General features: G+C 56.8%; 12 protein-coding genes and 1 pseudogene. 7 read left to right on the top strand and 6 right to left on the bottom strand.

Going from position 1 to position 17341, the window contains the following annotated elements:
• The first annotated feature begins 56 nt into the window (after positions 1–56).
• Positions 57–1542, top strand: a pseudogene (locus AACX78_RS19645) (transporter substrate-binding domain-containing diguanylate cyclase).
• 30 nt (positions 1543–1572) lie between these two features.
• Here AACX78_RS19645 and AACX78_RS19640 read toward each other — a convergent pair.
• From AACX78_RS19640 to AACX78_RS19625, 4 genes are all read right to left on the bottom strand, one after another.
• Positions 1573–3519, bottom strand: a complete 1947-nt coding sequence (locus tag AACX78_RS19640) for a ligand-gated channel protein (RefSeq protein WP_159167571.1) — start codon at positions 3517–3519, stop codon at positions 1573–1575.
• Between the two features lie 415 nt (positions 3520–3934).
• Positions 3935–4147 carry a transcription antiterminator/RNA stability regulator CspE gene (gene cspE / locus AACX78_RS19635; RefSeq protein WP_005316548.1) on the bottom strand — a complete coding sequence of 71 codons (213 nt, stop codon included), beginning with the start codon at positions 4145–4147 and terminating at the stop codon, positions 3935–3937.
• A gap of 493 nt (positions 4148–4640) precedes the next feature.
• Positions 4641–4925: a DUF3811 domain-containing protein gene (locus AACX78_RS19630; protein ID WP_011899186.1), complete on the bottom strand. Its 285-nt coding sequence runs from the start codon at positions 4923–4925 to the stop codon at positions 4641–4643.
• Positions 4926–5097: 172 nt separating this feature from the next.
• Positions 5098–5976 (bottom strand): cation diffusion facilitator family transporter, encoded by an 879-nt coding sequence (locus AACX78_RS19625; RefSeq protein ID WP_034524357.1) that lies wholly within the window; start codon positions 5974–5976, stop codon positions 5098–5100.
• 455 nt (positions 5977–6431) lie between these two features.
• Here AACX78_RS19625 and AACX78_RS19620 point away from each other — a divergent pair, with 455 nt between their 5' ends.
• The gene (locus tag AACX78_RS19620; protein ID WP_005316524.1) at positions 6432–6554 is read left to right on the top strand and encodes a hypothetical protein; all 123 of its coding nucleotides are present in this window, start codon (positions 6432–6434) and stop codon (positions 6552–6554) included.
• Between the two features lie 75 nt (positions 6555–6629).
• Here AACX78_RS19620 and AACX78_RS19615 read toward each other — a convergent pair whose 3' ends face one another.
• Positions 6630–7388 carry a substrate-binding periplasmic protein gene (locus AACX78_RS19615; protein WP_159167160.1) on the bottom strand — a complete coding sequence of 253 codons (759 nt, stop codon included), beginning with the start codon at positions 7386–7388 and terminating at the stop codon, positions 6630–6632.
• 168 nt (positions 7389–7556) lie between these two features.
• Positions 7557–8147: a single-stranded DNA-binding protein gene (locus AACX78_RS19610; protein ID WP_005316531.1), complete on the bottom strand. Its 591-nt coding sequence runs from the start codon at positions 8145–8147 to the stop codon at positions 7557–7559.
• A gap of 518 nt (positions 8148–8665) precedes the next feature.
• Here AACX78_RS19610 and AACX78_RS19605 point away from each other — a divergent pair.
• The 5 genes from AACX78_RS19605 (at position 8666) to AACX78_RS19585 (ending at position 17335) form a co-directional block, all read left to right on the top strand.
• Positions 8666–9328, top strand: coding sequence for a LuxR C-terminal-related transcriptional regulator (locus AACX78_RS19605; RefSeq protein ID WP_159167159.1), 663 nt, complete (start codon positions 8666–8668; stop codon positions 9326–9328).
• A gap of 95 nt (positions 9329–9423) precedes the next feature.
• Entirely contained in the window at positions 9424–12252 is a 2829-nt protein-coding gene (uvrA, locus tag AACX78_RS19600) for an excinuclease ABC subunit UvrA (protein WP_159167158.1), read from the top strand.
• 144 nt (positions 12253–12396) lie between these two features.
• Positions 12397–14082 carry a sensor domain-containing diguanylate cyclase gene (locus AACX78_RS19595; RefSeq protein WP_201302901.1) on the top strand — a complete coding sequence of 562 codons (1686 nt, stop codon included), beginning with the start codon at positions 12397–12399 and terminating at the stop codon, positions 14080–14082.
• Between the two features lie 442 nt (positions 14083–14524).
• Positions 14525–15136 (top strand): OmpW family outer membrane protein, encoded by a 612-nt coding sequence (locus AACX78_RS19590; protein WP_021140735.1) that lies wholly within the window; start codon positions 14525–14527, stop codon positions 15134–15136.
• Between the two features lie 219 nt (positions 15137–15355).
• Positions 15356–17335 carry a methyl-accepting chemotaxis protein gene (locus AACX78_RS19585; protein ID WP_159167157.1) on the top strand — a complete coding sequence of 660 codons (1980 nt, stop codon included), beginning with the start codon at positions 15356–15358 and terminating at the stop codon, positions 17333–17335.
• Positions 17336–17341: the final 6 nt, after the last annotated feature.

The raw sequence follows: 17341 nt of genomic DNA, 5'->3' as shown, positions 1-17341 counted from the left end.
TGGTTTATTTTGCTGCTATCAGACTGAAATAACGCCAATTTCATACTGGGTCATGCTTGCTCTTCTATGATGAAGCTAGTGATAATAAATGGCCGCATAGATGTCCAATAACAAGGTGGGTTCAGGAATGGCGGTCTCTTCTGGGGCAGGTCGGCGGGTCAGCTGGGGCGCAGGTTTGCTGCTCCTTGCACTCTTGCTGCCCGTCTGGGCTACCCCCGCGGTCAAACCCCTGATAGTGGCCAACTCCAAGGCCTGGCAGCCCTTCTCCTACATCAATGAGGAGGGGCAGCCGGATGGCCTGCTGATCGATCTCTGGCGCGAATATGGCCGCGTCACCGGTCGCCCGATCCAGTTCAAACTGGTGGACTGGCAGACCTCGCTGGACCTGGTGCGTACCAGGCCGATGTCCATGGCGGCCTGCTCTGGTCACCGGAGCGCAATCCGCTCTATGACTATGGCCAGGGGCTCTCCCGTCTCGATTCCCAGCTGTTCTTTGCCAACTCCCTGCGCGGCACGGATGTGAACTACTACCTGCAGCACGAGAGTGTGGGTGTGGTGGCGGGAGGGTATGAGGAGTACTACGCCCGCAAGCACTTCCCCACCACCCACCTGCAAACCTTCAGCGACAACGATGCCATGCTGCGCGCCGCCTTCAGCGGTGAACTGGATGCCTTCATCGCCGATCTGCAGGTGGCGAACTTCTATATCTACACCTCGGCGGATCCCAGCCGCTTCATCCCGGTACGCCACCTCTACAGCGACGAGATACGCTTTGCGGTCGCCAAGGGCAATCACGCCCTGTTGCAGGAGCTAGAGCTGGGGTTTTCCCGCCTGGGTGAGGCTGATCGGGAGCGGATCATCCGCAAGTGGATGCATATCGAGACAGTCTATCCACTCCACCTCTGGCCCTGGTTACTGGCGCTGGGAGGCATGGTGCTGCTGGTCTACATAGTGCAATTGCGACGGGCGGTGGCAAGCCGCACCGCCGAGCTGATCCTGGCCAATGCGCGGCTTGAGCGCCTCGCTGGCACAGATTCCATGACGGGGATCCTGAACCGGCGTGCCTTTCTGCCCGAGTTTGAGCAGCGGCTGGCCAGCGGACAGGCCTCGGCCCTGCTGTTGTTCGACATAGATCGCTTCAAGGGGATCAACGATCACTTCGGTCACGGGGTCGGTGACGAGGTGCTCTCGGCGCTGGTCGAACGGGTGCGGCTGGTGTTGCCGGTCGGGGCGCTGTTTGCCCGTATCGGGGGGGAGGAGTTCTGTATCAGTCTGCCGATGGCGGATATGGCTGCACTGCAGGCCTGGGCCAGCCGGATAGGTCGGGAAGTGAGTCTGCGCAAGTTGCAGACCAGTGCCGGTGAGCTGGGGCTCTCCATCAGTACCGGGGCCGTCTGGGTGCCTGATGGTGTCAGAGCCGATGGCCGGTGGGTGTTGTTGCAGGCGGACAGGTTGATGTATGGCGCCAAGTCGCTGGGACGCAATACCTGGCAGGCGGCCTGTTATGCCGAGGAGAAGGAAAATGCGGCAGAAGAAGAGTAGGCCGCCGCCCCAGGGGGCGGCGGCTCATCATCAGAAGTTGTAGGTCATCCCCAGGTTGTAGCGACGACCGTCCAGCACGGTACCGAAGCTGGTGTAATCCACCGTCTTGTCGAACAGGTTGTAGATGCCGGCGGTCACGTTCAGGTTCTTGTTGGCCTTGTAGACCAGACCTGTGTCAAAGAAGGTGTAAGAAGGCGTGCCCTCTGCCATCTTGACCCGGCTCAGGTAATCGGAGGTCTTGCTGCGGAAGTTGACCCTGGACCAGAGGCTGACCTCTTCTGTGGTCTGCCAGTCGATCGTGGTGTTGAACATGTGGCGCGGCATCTGGTTCAGTGCCTTGCCTTCCATCGGGCCGCTCTTCTGCTCGGACTGGGTGAAGGTGTAGCTGGAGGCCAGCGACCACTCTTCATTGATGGTCCAGTTGGCAGTCCCTTCCACCCCGCGCATGTTCGCCTTGTCGACGTTGATGCGGTCGCTGATGAAGTCATAGGTGTGACCGTTCAGGGTGCAGGAGGGGTCGCTCTTGCTGGTGCAACGGCGGATCTCGGAGATCTTGTCCTCGAAGTCGGTGTTGAACAGGGTCAGCCCCGTGCTCAGCCCTTCCTGACCATCCCACAGCAGGGCGATTTCCTGGCTCACGCTGGTTTCCGGCTTGAGTTCCGGGCTGCCGACCAGCATGCCGTCCTGGGTGCCGCCCCCCGTGGCCTGGCCCCAGTTGGCGGCCGACATGCGCAGATCCGGTGAACGGTAGCCGGTGGAGACGCCCCCTTTCAAGGTCCAGAACTCGGCCGGATGCCAGACCCCGTACAGACGCGGGCTCCAGTGGGTGCCGTAGTTCTGATCCCTGTCCATGCGCACGCCGCCGGTCAGGGCGAAGGTGTCGGTCAGTGCCCACTCGTCTTCCACGAACATGGCCCAGCTCCAGCGGGTCAGCTGATTGGCGCGGTTGGCCACATTGAGCTGGTTGCCCTGATCCTGCAGATCCTCGTAGCGGTACTGGCCACCCAGGCTCAGGTAGTGATCCCCCAGCTCAAACTGGGTATGGGTATCGGCTATGGTGTTGATCAGCTTCATCTGGCGGCCGGGGTTGGTGTTCTCTTCCCGCTGCAGATAGCTGGTGGAGGAGCCAAAGTCATAGCGGCCGTCGTGGGTGATGGCGTAGTTGGTGCGCTCGTAAGTGCTCAGGCTGGGCTTGGACTTGGCCGGGATGGACTCACCCGGCGTGCGATCACGATCCTGCAGACCGCGGCTGGCCTCGAAGTCGAAGCGATTGTGCTCGTCAGGGGTCAGGCTGAACACGGCAGTGCCGCTGCGCATCTCCTGTTCGGCGAAGCCATTCTGGAACTGATCCTCACCGCGATGGGAAAGCTGGCCGTTCAGACGCACCCCCAGCAGCCCGTCTACCAGAGCGCCGGCCGTGTAGGCGTTGGTCTGGAAGATGTTGCCTGAGTCCTTGTTCTCCTGGAAGGTGGAGTCAGCATGCAGCGAACCCTGCCATGCCGTCATGCTGGCTGTCTTGCGGGTGATGACGTTGATGACGCCGCCCATGGCATCCGATCCGTAACGGGAGGACATGGGGCCACGCACTACCTCGATACGCTCTATGGCTTGCAGCGGTGGCAACCAGCCCTGCTCTATGCCCGGGCCATCGCTGTTGGGACGAGTGCCACGGCTGTCGACTCGCTTGCCATCCACCAACATCAGCGTGTATTTGGAGCCCATGCCACGAATGCTGATGTCACTGCTGCTGCCACCCCCGGTGATCACCACGCCCGGCACATCTTTCAGTGCATCGGTCACGTCACGGTAGGCGCGTTTTTCCAATTGCTCACGGGTCACGACCGAGATGGAGGCGGCGGTATCTTCGATCTTCTGCTGGAAGCCGGAAGCCGTCACAACCATGACTTCCTGTTCGGCGGCATATGCGTGGGAAGCGAGGGCGGCGAGAATGAGCGTGGTCAGCTTGTTGCGGTGCATTTTTATCATGTTGGCCTGAACTCTTTTAATGAGAAAGTGACATTCATCCTTTGGGTGAACTCGATGGGGTGACTTCACTGCATCCCGCGTGAAATCAGGACCGGGAAGGTTCAATTGAATAATCCTCCCGTTTGTCGGCTGGCATTGTAATGATCAGTGAAAGATGTGTAAACGATAATTAATCTCATTAAGTTTATTGAGCCGTCATAGGGCTGGCAGGGCGGGGAGTACTTGGGTGACATAAAGCAGCAAGATGAACAGAGTCGAGGGAGAGATGAAAGGGCTGAGAGAGAGGGGGTAAGCGGGGTAAACACGGAATTTCAGACAACAAAAAACCCGCCTAGGCGGGTTTTTTAATTCTTGCAGAAGGTCTTCTCAGCAGGCGTTAGCTAGCGTGAAGGCTTCCTTGCTTGAATTACAGACCAACTACGTTGGCAGCAGCCGGGCCTTTCTGGCCTTGCTCGATGGTGAACTCAACGCGCTGACCTTCGTCCAGAGTTTTGAAGCTGGTGGACTGGATTGCAGAGAAGTGTACGAACACGTCTTTGCTGCCGTCAGCCGGGGAGATGAAACCAAAACCTTTCTCGGCGTTGAAGAATTTAACGGTACCAGTCATTTTGTTAGACATAATAATTTCCTAAAATAGTGTTTTAAGTGCCAAAAATTGGCAATCTATGATTTTTCGTCAGCAATACGTATGGGGAGCACTAAAGAAGGAGAATTATTTAATAAGAATTATCTTAGATAACTCTTATACTAATCACTGCTTTACTAAAATGACTGCCTAACATAAACAGGTCTGAACTACCGAACCATCGAGAGAGATTAAAACATGCTCTCTTCGTTAAAGCAAACTTTATCTCAATATTAATTTCTGGTTATCGACGTGCTACCAACTTCATATTGTCACATGAGCCACGGCGTTCACTGGCGAGATTGAGCGCTGGCCCTTGCTATGATTGGCGCCGAGCTTTTTTGTGACTGCTTTCTGACTGGCGTAGAGGCGTTCCTGATCAAGAGCGGTATAGCAGTGCTCTTCCTTGGTTGCCGCAGGGCCTGAATGGCAAACGCCCACCCACATCGGTCTGGTGTGGGTGGGCGTTCATCAACACAGCGCTAACTCAGCGCTTGCTGCGAAACTTGTTGCTGACGGAATCGATCCAGCTGAAGGTTTCTGGCAGTACCTGATTTCTGGCCCGTTCTTTGGCCTTTTCCCGAGCCAGTTTGGAAGCCACCTTGGCCGCCTCTGCACGATCTGCCACGATTTTAAGCCGGCCTTCCTCACGGATCCTGTTACGTTCTGCGTTGGTCAGCTGATGATCAGCATTGGCCTGGGCTTTTTGGAGCAACAGGGTTATCTCGGCCTTTTCGGCTTCGGTGAGGTCTTTCATTTCCAACTTTTTCACGGCGCGCTCCTGGGGCGGCTGGGGGGTAGAATACATTAACACATTTTCGCCGACTATTTCTTATGCAATCCGCTCCGCTGGCATAAAAGAGCCGGTTCTGCACTTTTCTCCGTCATTTATCTGCCAGTTCACTGCAGATTTCTCGTATGTCCCGGTTTGTCTGGTACATCTCTCAGCTGTGGCCGCTCGGTTCGACATGGATCAGCACTATGGCATGAGGTATGTGACGCATTATGCCTTCTTCTATCCGATCGCAGATGGCGTGGGAGTGTTCGATGCTCATCTCCTTGGGCAGGGTCAGATGGAAATCGATGTGGCGACGGCGTCCGGCCTGGCGACTGCGCAGGGCGTGAAAGCCCCCATGCTCCGGGCAGCACTGTTCGATCACTCGGGTCGTCATGGCCAGCTCCTCCTCGTTCATGCTGTGGTCCAGCAGTGGTTGAAAAGCTTGGTCAAGCATGGATATTGCTTCTCTGAGAATGAAGAGCGCCACGCAGATGGCGACTATGGGGTCGAGCAGATAGAGGTTGTAACCCAGCCCGGCGGCGAGCCAGATACCCGACAGACCGACAGCCACCCCGAGGGAGGTCAACACGTCTGCCTTGAGGTGCAGGGCATCAGCTGCCAGGGCAACGGATTCTTCCTCTTTGGCCACCCGATACAGATAGGTGGAGACGCCGCTGTTGACCAGCGCCGAGATCAGCATGACCAGTACGCCAAAACCTACGCTTTCGATCGGCGTTGGTGTAATCAACTTGCCAATAGCTTCGAAGATGATCCAGCCAGCGGCCAGCAGGATCAGCAAAGCTTCGATCACGCCGGAGACGTTTTCTATTTTGTCATGTCCATAAGGATGGCGTTGATCGGGGGGAATATCTGACCTGCGTACTGCAAACAGGGCGATGAGAGCCGCCACCAAGTCCATTGCCGAATGAATTGCCTCCGAAATAATACTGACTGAGCCACTCAGAATGCCCGCGAATATCTTCATGATAATCAATGTGATGTTTGAGCAAACGGAGACCAGCGCCGCCCTCGTTTTTCTGGTCATGGGATGTCCTTATTCTCGGGAACATAATTATTAAAATAAGTTGGGATAATATCAGCTTGAAAATAAAACCGCCTATTCAGGTTGTAATATTTTGTTTCTGACGGTAGTGAGAATGCTTATCTAAATTACCTTTTCTTATTTAAAGAATAGTTGTTTTTGATTTGGTGATTTATTTCGATTCGTGAGGGAATATGTCAGGGGAGGCGAATTTTATCAGGCATACTCAGGTTTTTTGGCCTTTCATGCCATCAGGTATCCGATCTGGGCCGTGGTGGAGGCATGACTCAGGACGAACCCTGGCTGATGAGGGTGGATTCTTGCGCAACATTGGGGGTATGCTGGAGTGAGTGCGATCAATCGGTCGTCACTGAAAGCGTACTACTGAAGTCTACGATTCGGATGGCATGCTGGAACCTGGGTTCCAACTGTCTGGGTAACATTTTTGGAGTTTGATGATGAGTAACAAAGAACATCACAACGGCAAAGATGCCAAGAAAAAACCGCAGATGTCACTGAAAGAGAAGCGCGACGCCAAACGTCAGAAAGCAGACCTGAAAAATGGCAGCGCTATAAAGTAACGCTCCTCCACGCTGTAGTTCCTCTGGAGCCAGTATCAAGCCAGCCTTTCACAGGCTGGCTTTTATGTTTTTGCCTTATGGTGTGGCGCCGTAGGACTCGAAGATCTTCCTATAGCGTCCGTCGGCTCGCATAGCATCCAGTTGGCGATCGAACCTGCGTTGCAGCTCCACCTGACGAAAGGCGAAATGGTAATGGGTTGGCGCAAACAGGTCATATTGCCTGACCCGGCCACTAGCATAGAGCTCGGCGCCATATTTGCTGTCGGCCAGCTCTGCCAGATAGTAGTAAAACACCCGCTGCTCCAGGATCACTGCATCCACCCGCCCCAGCATCAGTCTGTGAACCTGCCCCTGTTGTTTGGCGACCTCCTCATAGCGGGGATTTTGATCCGCCATGCTGGCAAAGGCACCTCCCAGTATCTGGCGAGCCCGCTGAAAGGCGCTGACTCTCAGGGTTTTCATATCGTCCAGTGTGCTGATATGAGTCTTGCCGAGGGTGAACACCCGGTTATGGAAGGCGATCACTGGCTGTGACAGGAAGACATTGTTCAGCATGCCGGGCTTGACGTTGATGATGGCGTCAAGCTTGCCGGACTCCATCATCCGGAAAGTGCGTTCCAGTGGCAGATATTCAAAGCGGGGCTCATAGCCACTGTCGCGAAAGGCCTCTTTAAACAGGTCGAGCTCGATCCCGCGTCCCTCTTCCTCGATCACATAGGGGGGGATGGCGAAGCTGACGCCCACCCGCAGCAGTTCGGCGGCAAATAGCCGGGGGGCCACCATGGCGGTGGTCAGACAAATGGTGAGCAGTAGCGTGCGATGCAGAAACACCATGAGTTCTCTCTGGCAAACGAGTCGCCCTGAGCATAATCCCAAGACGGCCTGTGACACGTGGAAATAACGGCCACATTCACACAGGAATAGCACTGCATGCCGTGCCTGCGTCAATAACAGGTAAAAAAAGGCCCTGCATGAACAGGGCCTCTCGGGATTCATTGCGGATCAGAACGGGATATCGTCGTCGAAGTCCATCGGCGGCTCGTTGTAGACAGGCGGTGCTGACTGGGGCTGTTGGGCCGGACGACCATAACCGCCTTGTGGCTGCTGCATGTTTTGCTGCGGTGCGGCGGCAGGACGAGCCTGGTTTACCGGCTGCTGGGCTGGCATGCCTTGTTGTGGTTGACCCCAGTTGCCTTGCGCTTGAGGTTGGCCACCCATGTTTTGGCCAGCGCCACCTTGCGGGCGACCACCCAGCATCTGCATCACGCCACTGAAGCTGTCTACCAGCACTTCAGTGGTATAACGCTCTTGGCCACCTTGATCCTGCCATTTACGAGTCTGCAGTTTCCCTTCGACATAGACCTGGGAGCCCTTCTTCAGGTACTCGCCAGCCACTTCGGCCAGCTTGCCCATGAACACCACACGGTGCCATTCGGTACGCTCTTTCTGCTCACCGGTCTGCTTGTCGCGCCAGGTTTCAGAGGTGGCCAGGGTGATATTGGTCACGGCACCGCCACTCGGCATGTAGCGTACTTCCGGGTCTTGTCCCAGGTTACCGATCAGAATGACTTTATTGATGCCTCGACTGGCCATAATCTCTCTTCCACCCTTATATACCGGCCAGGCCATATGCCCGGACCAATTCAACATATCGTTTGTTTTCTGCGAGATAGGCAGCATCGCTTGGCGACACTGACACATCATGCGATGACTGAACCCGGTTCAGTCGGCCAGCTGGCCAATGTTCCGCTTTCAGATTTTGGCCGCAATAATAACAGTTGGCGTGAACGAGCGCACATCTTCCTGCCCTGCCATCCTCCACCCGTAGCATTGACCGAAGGATTAACTTACACGAGGCCGACCATGGCCAGCAAGCGAGCAGGGCTGGATGGCCTGAGCAAACGTAGCAAAACGGGTTCCGACTGTACTGTGACACTCTTTGCCGGGCACAGTGCCAGTATTCCACCCAAATGGGGGGGGATGGCTAGTCATTTGTATTGCTTGGGAAATTGGTGAGTTTCAAAAGAGGCACACTGGCGTCTAATGCTTTTTTAATGCTGCAGCGTTTGGGGGGCTTGGTACTCTCTGCTGCCAAAAAAACCATGGCCTGAATGTTCAAGGACGTGCTCTTCATGACCACCCCATACACCATAGTCGTACTGGTGACTGAAAATAATGTGCAGGCGACCAGTTTTCAGAGCTATCTGGCTGAGCAGCTAGCACTCCCCATCCTGCTGGTAAGCGCCCTGGAGGCGCTGCCGGAACAGGATGGGCGAGAGTCACATCCATTATTTCTGGTCGATCTGGATTACCTCAAGTCGAGCCAGCAGAGTGGGTGGCCGAGGGAGATCTCCAGTCGCTTCGGGGAAGCCAACACGATATTGCTCAATGCCCCGACCAGCACGGATCGCGAGTTGTTGCTGATGTGGCCTCACACCAGCGGGCTCTTCTTCCGCCAGGATCCGCTGGATCGGCTGGTGCTCGGCATTCGCAAGGTGTTGCAGGGGGAGTACTGGATCCCGCGCCATTTGCTGTGCGATCTGGTCAACTACTACCGCAAGGGGGGAGAACATCACCTGCGCAACCAGACGCTGCTGACTGCGCGCGAGCAGGAGATCATCCGCTACCTGATGACGGGTGCCTCCAATACCGAGATTGCCGACAGCCTGTTTGTGAGCGAGCACACCATCAAGTCCCACCTCTATAACGTCTTCAAGAAATTGAACGTCAAGAACCGGTTGCAGGCGGTCAGCTGGGCCAAAGAATATCTCTGAAATCGATGGAGATGATGGATGAAACCTGTCTATTCATCCAGTAGTCTCTATGCCATACTGATTCGCTCTGATTTGTGTATCGAGCGTGCAACAAGATGGAAAAGATAGTGGTCCGGGGTGCTCGCACCCATAACCTCAAGAACATCAATCTGACCTTGCCCCGCGACAAGCTGATCGTGGTTACCGGCCTCTCCGGTTCAGGCAAGTCTTCCCTGGCGTTCGATACCCTCTATGCCGAAGGGCAGCGTCGCTATGTGGAGTCGTTATCTGCCTATGCCCGTCAGTTTCTCTCCCTGATGGAGAAACCGGATGTGGATCATATAGAGGGGCTCTCCCCTGCCATCTCCATCGAGCAGAAGTCCACCTCTCACAACCCGCGCTCGACCGTTGGCACCATCACCGAAATTTATGACTACCTGCGTCTGCTTTTTGCGCGGGTAGGTGAGCCCCGCTGCCCGACTCATGCCATCCCGCTCGCCGCCCAGACCATCAGCCAGATGGTGGATCAGGTGCTGGCCCAGCCGGAGGGCAGCAAACTGATGCTGCTGGCCCCCGTGGTACGGGATCGCAAGGGTGAGCACACCAAGTTGCTGGAGAATCTGGCGGCCCAGGGCTATATCCGGGCCCGTATCGATGGCGAGGTGTGCGATCTCTCGGATCCACCCACCCTGGAGCTGCACAAGAAGCACACCATAGAAGTGGTGGTGGACCGCTTCAAGGTACGCGATGACCTGGCGTTGCGGCTGGCCGAATCGTTCGAGACGGCATTGACCCTCTCGGGCGGTATCGTGCAGGTGGTGCCCATGGATGGGGAGGAGGGGGTTGGGCCCATGACCTTCTCTGCCAACTTCGCCTGCCCCGAGTGTGGCTACTCCATGTCAGAGCTGGAGCCGCGCATCTTCTCCTTCAACAATCCGGCCGGTGCCTGCCCCACCTGTGATGGGCTCGGGGTACAGCAATACTTCGATCCGGCCAAGGTGATCCATGATCCTTCCATCAGTCTGGCCAACGGCGCCATTCGTGGCTGGGACAAGCGCAGTTTCTATTACTTCCAGATGCTCAAATCCCTCTCCGATCACTACAAGTTTGATCTGGAGGCCGCGTGGGAAGATCTGCCCCTCAAAACCCAGGAGGTGATCCTGCGTGGCTCGGGCCGTACCGAGGTCGAGTTCCGTTACATGAACGATCGCGGTGATGTGGTGGTGCGCAAGCATCCGTTCGAGGGGATCCTGCACAACATGGAGCGCCGCTACCGTGAAACAGAGTCCAACTCGGTACGGGAAGAGCTCTCCAAGTACATCGCCAACAAATCCTGTACCAGTTGCGGCGGCAGTCGACTGCGGGAAGAGGCGCGCCACGTATTCGTGGACAACCGCAACCTCTCCGCCATCGCCGAACAGTCCATCGGGGATGCGCTGGCTTTCTTCGAGGGACTGAGCCTGACTGGCCAGCGCGCCCAGATCGCCGAGAAGATCCTGAAAGAGATCGTCGAACGGCTGGGCTTCCTGGTTAACGTCGGCCTCAACTATTTGAGTCTCTCACGCAGTGCAGAGACCCTCTCCGGCGGGGAAGCCCAGCGTATCCGGCTGGCGAGCCAGATTGGCGCCGGCCTGGTTGGGGTCATGTATGTGCTGGATGAACCTTCCATCGGCCTGCACCAGCGTGATAACGAGCGGCTGCTCACGACCCTCATCCATCTGCGCGACCTGGGCAACACCGTCATCGTGGTGGAGCACGACGAGGATGCCATTCGCTTGGCTGACCACGTGCTCGACATAGGCCCCGGGGCCGGGGTGCATGGCGGTAATATCGTGGCCCAGGGGACACCCCAGCAGATCATCGACAACCCGGATTCGCTGACCGGTGACTATCTCTCTGGCCGCAAGCGGATTGCCATTCCTGCCGAGCGTACCCCGCTCACCGGCAAGTGGTTGAAACTCAAAGGCGCGAGCGGCAACAATCTGTGTAACGTCAATCTGGATCTGCCTCTCGGGGTGATGACCTGCGTCACCGGCGTTTCCGGCTCCGGCAAGTCGACCCTGATCAACGACACCCTGTTCCGCATTGCCCACCGCGAGCTCAACAAGGCGACCGAGTCGACCCCGGCGCCCTATCGCAGTGTCGAGGGACTGGAGCACCTGGACAAGGTGGTGGATATCGACCAGAGCCCCATCGGTCGTACCCCGCGCTCCAACCCGGCCACCTATACCGGCCTGTTCACCCCGATCCGCGAGCTGCTTTCCGGCACGCAGGAGGCGCGCTCCCGTGGCTATCTGCCGGGTCGCTTCTCCTTCAACGTCAAGGGCGGTCGCTGCGAAGCCTGTCAGGGGGATGGGGTCATCAAGGTGGAAATGCACTTCCTGCCGGACGTTTACGTGCCATGCGATGTCTGCAAGGGCAAGCGTTACAATCGCGAGACTCTGGAGGTGAAGTACAAGGGCAAGAACATCCACGAAATACTGGACATGACGGTGGAGGACGCGCGTGCCTTCTTCGATCCGGTACCGGCAGTGGCGCGCAAACTGCAAACCTTGATGGATGTGGGTCTCTCTTACATTCGCCTTGGTCAGTCAGCGACGACGCTCTCCGGCGGCGAGGCGCAGCGGGTCAAGCTGGCGCGCGAGCTCTCCAAGCGGGACACCGGCCAGACCCTCTATATCCTGGATGAGCCGACCACAGGGCTGCACTTCCACGATATCCAGCAGCTGCTCAAGGTATTGCATCAACTGCGGGATCGCGGCAATACCATCGTTATCATCGAGCACAATCTGGACGTCATCAAAACCGCCGACTGGATCGTCGATCTGGGACCCGAGGGGGGCGCTGGCGGCGGTCGCATTCTGGTGACGGGCACGCCGGAGCAGATCAGCCGTTGTGAGGATTCTCATACGGCGCGCTTTTTGGCGCCGCTGTTGGTAAAATAATCACAGCAGTCATGAAACAAGGGGCCCTGGGCCCCTTGTTTTTTATGGAAGTGATTCAGTTGCCGCCCCAGGAGGTGGATACTCCATACTTGGTACAAGACAGTTTTCGCTCCCTCGTTTGCCGTCCAAAGGATATTGGCGTTCATGGCTCAACCTTCTCGCTCCATCGATCATTTGCTGGCCTACTCCATGTTTCCCGTCTGGGCCGGAGCCATCATGATGCTGCTCATCGTGATTGCCCTGGCTCAGGTGCCGGCGGCGCAGCGGGTCGAAGAGCGGCGAATGAAGGAGCACCTGCAGCGGGTGATCAAGGCGGTGCAGGGTGATATTAGTGCCATCAATGCCTTCACCCGGGATTGGGGCATCTGGGATGAGAGCTATCGCTTTCTGGCTCACCCCAATCAGGCCTATATTCGTTCCAATTTGCTGGTCGATACCCCGATGCGGGATTTCGAACTCAACGTATTGAGCTATATGGATTTGCAGGGGGCCGAGATCTGGACCCGCACCCTGCTGCCCGAGACGCCAGGCACGGACACGACCCTGCTTCCCTTCTTCCTGGATGACCTCAAGCTGCAGTTGCTGCGTGAATCCCGTCAGGAGGGGATTCGCAGCCTGAGCGGTGTGAGGGGATCCCAGTGGGGACCCCTCATTTACTCGCTCCAGCCGGTGACCAACACCCTGGGAAACGCCACACCCAATGGCTATCTGCTGGTGACTCGCTGGCTGGATGCTCGCTATCTGCATGATCTGGCTGAGCGCACAGCCCTCTCTTTGACCCTCTCCCAGCCAAAGCCTTCCGATAACTTCCTCTCCTTCAAGCCACTCAAGCCACAGATGAGCTATCGCCTGGTTGATCTGGGCCTGCAGCGGATCAGGGGAGAGGGGCTGCTGCTCGACAGCAATGGCGACCCCGTGTTGACCCTGATAGTGGAAGACGATCGTGATGTGTTGCAGGGGGCGATGGAGGGGGCTATCTGGACCTTCTTTGGCATGTTGTTGATCAGCATCGCCTGCGTTCTGATGGCCCTGGCCCGCTTGAGAGCCATAGTGTTGGGGCCGGTCAGCGAGATGGTTAAGGCGTTGCAGAAATTTGGCGACAAGCAGGATGTGAGCCTGCTGCCGCTTATCGACAGTAGCCAGGAGATGGCCCTGCTCAGCCGCAAGTTCAGGGAGATGGCGGCCAAGATCAGTCTGCACCACAGCGCCTTGCAGGCGCACTCTTCCAGGATGGAGGTCGCCGCCTATACGGATCCGCTCACACATGCCTCCAATCGGCGCTACCTCGACGAGTGGTTGCTGAGCCGGGATAACGTCACCGCTGCCAGGGTGCTGGTGATCCTGGACCTGGACTACTTCAAGCAGGTCAATGATCGCTTTGGCCACGACATGGGAGATCTGGTGTTGTGCCAGCTGGCCGCATTGATGCGCAATGCTCTCGGCGAGGAGGAGCCGCTGATCCGGCTGGGCGGGGAGGAGTTCCTGCTGCTGTTGACCTGTGAGGAAGCGGAGCGGGTGGCAGATCGGATTGAGCGCTTGCGCCGCAAGATTGCCGAATATCGGTTCGGTCGGGAAGAGGTGCCCCTCCGGATGACGGCATCACTAGGGTATTGCAGTTACCCCCTGCACCCCGAGCTGAAAGATTCGTTCTGGAATCTCAGCTTCAAGCTGGCGGACATGGCGCTGTACAGGGCCAAGCAGGAGGGGCGGGATCGCTGGCGGGGATATAGCGGTGAACTGGCCCGGGAGCAGTGGGCATTGAGCCCGGAACAGATAGTGGAGGGAGAGTTCCTCTTGTGTCAGGCATCTCATCTCCGTCAGCCCGCTTGATGAGCCTGTATTGACAGTAGGATGCCGGGGATAAATACCTGCCACATCAGCTGGAAAAATGGGATCTCATATGATGGCTGCGCGGAGACTATTGTGTTTCCCTTTGGTCTGTTTTTTATGAATATTCCGCTCACAGCCGAGTCACATTTGATACAAAAATACGTTGCCATGAAGACTAAGTAGTCACAAGCCGCTGCTTAAATCCACCATAAGATATATTTGAATGGCCATTTAATGGGGCTTGGTCTAAATTTATTTAGATTAATGTATTGTTATTGATGACATTTTCTTTATTTCACTAGGGCTTCAGGTGGTCTGGAAGCTGCTGTACACATCTATCTATTTCTTGGTAACTTTTGAGCTAAATCAATAACCCTGCATTCACATCCTTTTATAGTCTTCAGGCTTGCAACATAGAACGAAAACTAAAAGGAAAAATGTGATGAAAAAGATCCTCCCTCTGATGATCGCAGCCGCACTTGCTTCTCCCGTCGCCATGGCCCACCAGGCTGGCGATATTCTGGTGCGCGGCGGCCTGGCATTTGTCTCTCCTCAAACGAGCAGTGATGACGTACTGGGTACCGGCGAGCTGGAAATTGACAGCAACATGCAGCTGGGTCTGACTCTCTCTTATCTGATCACGGATAACTGGGGTGTCGAGCTGTTGGCAGCCACTCCGTTCTCCCACTCCGTTTCCACTGCTGGTCTGGGTGAGGTTGCCAAGGTCAAGCACCTGCCACCGACCCTGATGGCGCAGTACTATTTCGGTGATGCCAAGAGCAAGGTTCGTCCTTACATAGGCGCAGGTGTGAACTACACCACTTTCTTTGATGAGGAAGGACGTGGTGCCTTGGCAGGAACCGATGTCAGCGTAGACTCTTCCTGGGGCATGGCCGGTCAGGTCGGTCTGGACATGGCGATCAACGATCGCTGGTTTGTCAACGCCTCTGCCTGGATCATGGATATCGACACCGATGTACACACTGCCGTCGGTACCATCAAGACCTCCATCGATCCCATGGCCTTCATGTTTGGTGTCGGCTATCGCTTCTGACAAGTAGCCGAACCGGTCCGTCAAGGGCCTTTACAGCTAAGCACGTCTCTTTGGCCCGACACTGTTCGGGCCCTTTTGTGTCTGCGTTATCCTCTGTCAATTGTGATCCAACCCTATATGGATCAATAAAATAACCCAAGCCCACCCTCTATAATTCGCCGCTTGTGCCGATAGTGTCTATGTTCACGTTACCTTCCCCCCACGAGTGAGGATGTCTCCATGGGTTTATCTATTGTGCAGCGGATCATCGCCGGATTTGTGTTGATGCTGCTGCTGTTGATCCTGCTTGGCGTGATCAGCACGGTGAAGATCAGGGGTATCAACGACGGTTTGTCGCAGGTATCCGACCAGGCGACGCCACTGGTGATTGCCGTTGCAGGCCTGAAAGGCGCCCTGCAAGACAGCAACCGCTGGGTATTGGTCTATCGGACCAGCGAGGAGGCAAGTCAGTTGCCACAACTCGCCAGCCAGTTCAAAGAACAGCAAGCCCGCTTCACTCAGCTGAGCCAGGAGATGGGCAAGTTCACCGGGGTCGCTGAGGCCAATGCCCGCTTCCAGCAGGTGGATAGCGCCACCAGGCAGTTCTATGGTCTGGCGGACCAGGTGCTCGCCCAGCACAGCCAGTGGGTCAATGCCCTGGTTCAGCGCCACAAGCTGGAGATCGATTTCATCCGGCTGGAGGACACCTATCAGCGTGCAGCCGATCTGCTGCTGCAACAGACGGCAAGCAAACGCTCCATGCGCAACAAGGCCGAACTCATCACCTCCGGGATCGCCCGTGATCTGAAAAACATTCGCCGAGCCGATGCCAAAACCGACCTCAATGAGCTGGAAAAGGTGCTCAGCAAGGATATAGAGATGGCCCGCAAGCGTCTCGAACGCGTGCTGGTTCCCGACGATGTGAAGCAGCGTTTCGTGTCCAACCTGGATCGCATGCAAGAGCTGGCACTCGGTCAGCAAGGCTTGCTTGCCACCATGCGCAATGCCCAGCAACTGGCGGCATCCCTGCAGACGTTGAACCAGCAGCTCGACGCCAGCTTGGTCAACAGCTTGAGCCTGCTCGACCAGATGGGTCAGTCGGCCGGTACTATCGCCAGCCAGAGCCGTACTACGGCGGATGATGCGGTCAGCAGTGCCAGCTTCTGGATCCTGATCGTCGCCGCCATTTCGGCCGTGGCAGCGCTCATCATCGGCTATACCACGGCGCGCAGCATTCAGCGACCGCTGCAGATGATCAACAAAGAGCTGAATTACATGGCTGCCGGGGACATGACCCGCCGTATCAACTATCAGAGCAGTTGTGAGTTCGGCAGCCTCTCCCGCTCTATCGACACCCTGGCGGGCAAGACGGGGGAGTTGCTCTCCCAGATCAATGCTGGCTCTCTCCACCTGGTGGAGGAGGCGAGCCGCGCAGCCGAGATCAGCGAGCGGGCCATGTCACGGGTGCAGGATCAGAAGAGCCAGACCGATCAGGTGGCTGCTGCCATCACAGAGCTGGAAGTGAGCGCCACCGAGGTGGCCCGCTCTACCGATGGCACCAAGCGTGAGGTGGATCTGGCTGATGACGAGGCACGCAGTGGCCGCCAGAAAGTGGCCACCACTCGCAAGATCACCGAGCAGCTGGCGGGCGCAATGGAAGAGGCGGTCGGCATTACCTACAAGCTGGGTGAGTTCAGCAACAACATCGGCAGCATCCTCGATGTGATCCGCAGCATTGCCGAACAAACCAACCTGTTGGCGTTGAACGCCGCCATCGAAGCGGCCCGTGCCGGCGATGCCGGTCGCGGTTTTGCCGTGGTGGCTGATGAGGTGCGAGCGCTTGCCAACCGTACCCAGACCTCGACCGAAGAGATCCAGGCGATGATCGAGAACCTGCAGAACTCGAGCAAACAGGTGGTGGAGGTGATGGGCCGCAGTCAGGACCAGACCCGCAGTTGTGTTGAACAGACTCGCGAGATGGATCTGGCATTGCAGTCCATTGCCGAGCGGATGACCTCCATCAAGTCGATGGCGGATCAGGTTGCCCATGCCGCCCAGGAGCAGATTTCGGTCAGCCAGGGGGTGGCTCGACATATCGCCGGCATCGCCGACGTGGCCTATGAGACCGAGCGGGAGGCGAGAGAGTCGGCAAGCAGCAGTGAAGTGCTGGCGGATCTGGTCGCCAAGCAGCAGCAATTGATCGCACATTTCAAGGTCTAGGAGGGC

This window comes from Aeromonas sp. 9A, from assembly GCF_963900955.1.
GTDB classification, from domain to species: domain Bacteria; phylum Pseudomonadota; class Gammaproteobacteria; order Enterobacterales; family Aeromonadaceae; genus Aeromonas; species Aeromonas salmonicida.
Note: the sequence above shows the minus strand (reverse complement) of the source record. Positions and strands in the feature narration are given on the sequence as shown.

Bases quoted from the DNA above. Each gene is read 5' to 3' on its own strand.
- AACX78_RS19585 (WP_159167157.1), top strand. From the start codon at position 15,356: ATGGGTTTATCTATTGTGCAGCGGATCATCGCCGGATTTGTGTTGATG.
- AACX78_RS19615 (WP_159167160.1), bottom strand. From the start codon at position 7,388: ATGGTGTTTCTGCATCGCACGCTACTGCTCACCATTTGTCTGACCACC.
- cspE (WP_005316548.1), bottom strand. From the start codon at position 4,147: ATGTCTAACAAAATGACTGGTACCGTTAAATTCTTCAACGCCGAGAAA.
- uvrA (WP_159167158.1), top strand. From the start codon at position 9,424: ATGGAAAAGATAGTGGTCCGGGGTGCTCGCACCCATAACCTCAAGAAC.
- AACX78_RS19640 (WP_159167571.1), bottom strand. From the start codon at position 3,519: ATGCACCGCAACAAGCTGACCACGCTCATTCTCGCCGCCCTCGCTTCC.
- AACX78_RS19590 (WP_021140735.1), top strand. From the start codon at position 14,525: ATGAAAAAGATCCTCCCTCTGATGATCGCAGCCGCACTTGCTTCTCCC.
- AACX78_RS19625 (WP_034524357.1), bottom strand. From the start codon at position 5,976: ATGACCAGAAAAACGAGGGCGGCGCTGGTCTCCGTTTGCTCAAACATC.
- AACX78_RS19610 (WP_005316531.1), bottom strand. From the start codon at position 8,147: ATGGCCAGTCGAGGCATCAATAAAGTCATTCTGATCGGTAACCTGGGA.
- AACX78_RS19605 (WP_159167159.1), top strand. From the start codon at position 8,666: ATGTTCAAGGACGTGCTCTTCATGACCACCCCATACACCATAGTCGTA.
- AACX78_RS19595 (WP_201302901.1), top strand. From the start codon at position 12,397: ATGGCTCAACCTTCTCGCTCCATCGATCATTTGCTGGCCTACTCCATG.
- AACX78_RS19620 (WP_005316524.1), top strand. From the start codon at position 6,432: ATGAGTAACAAAGAACATCACAACGGCAAAGATGCCAAGAAAAAACCG.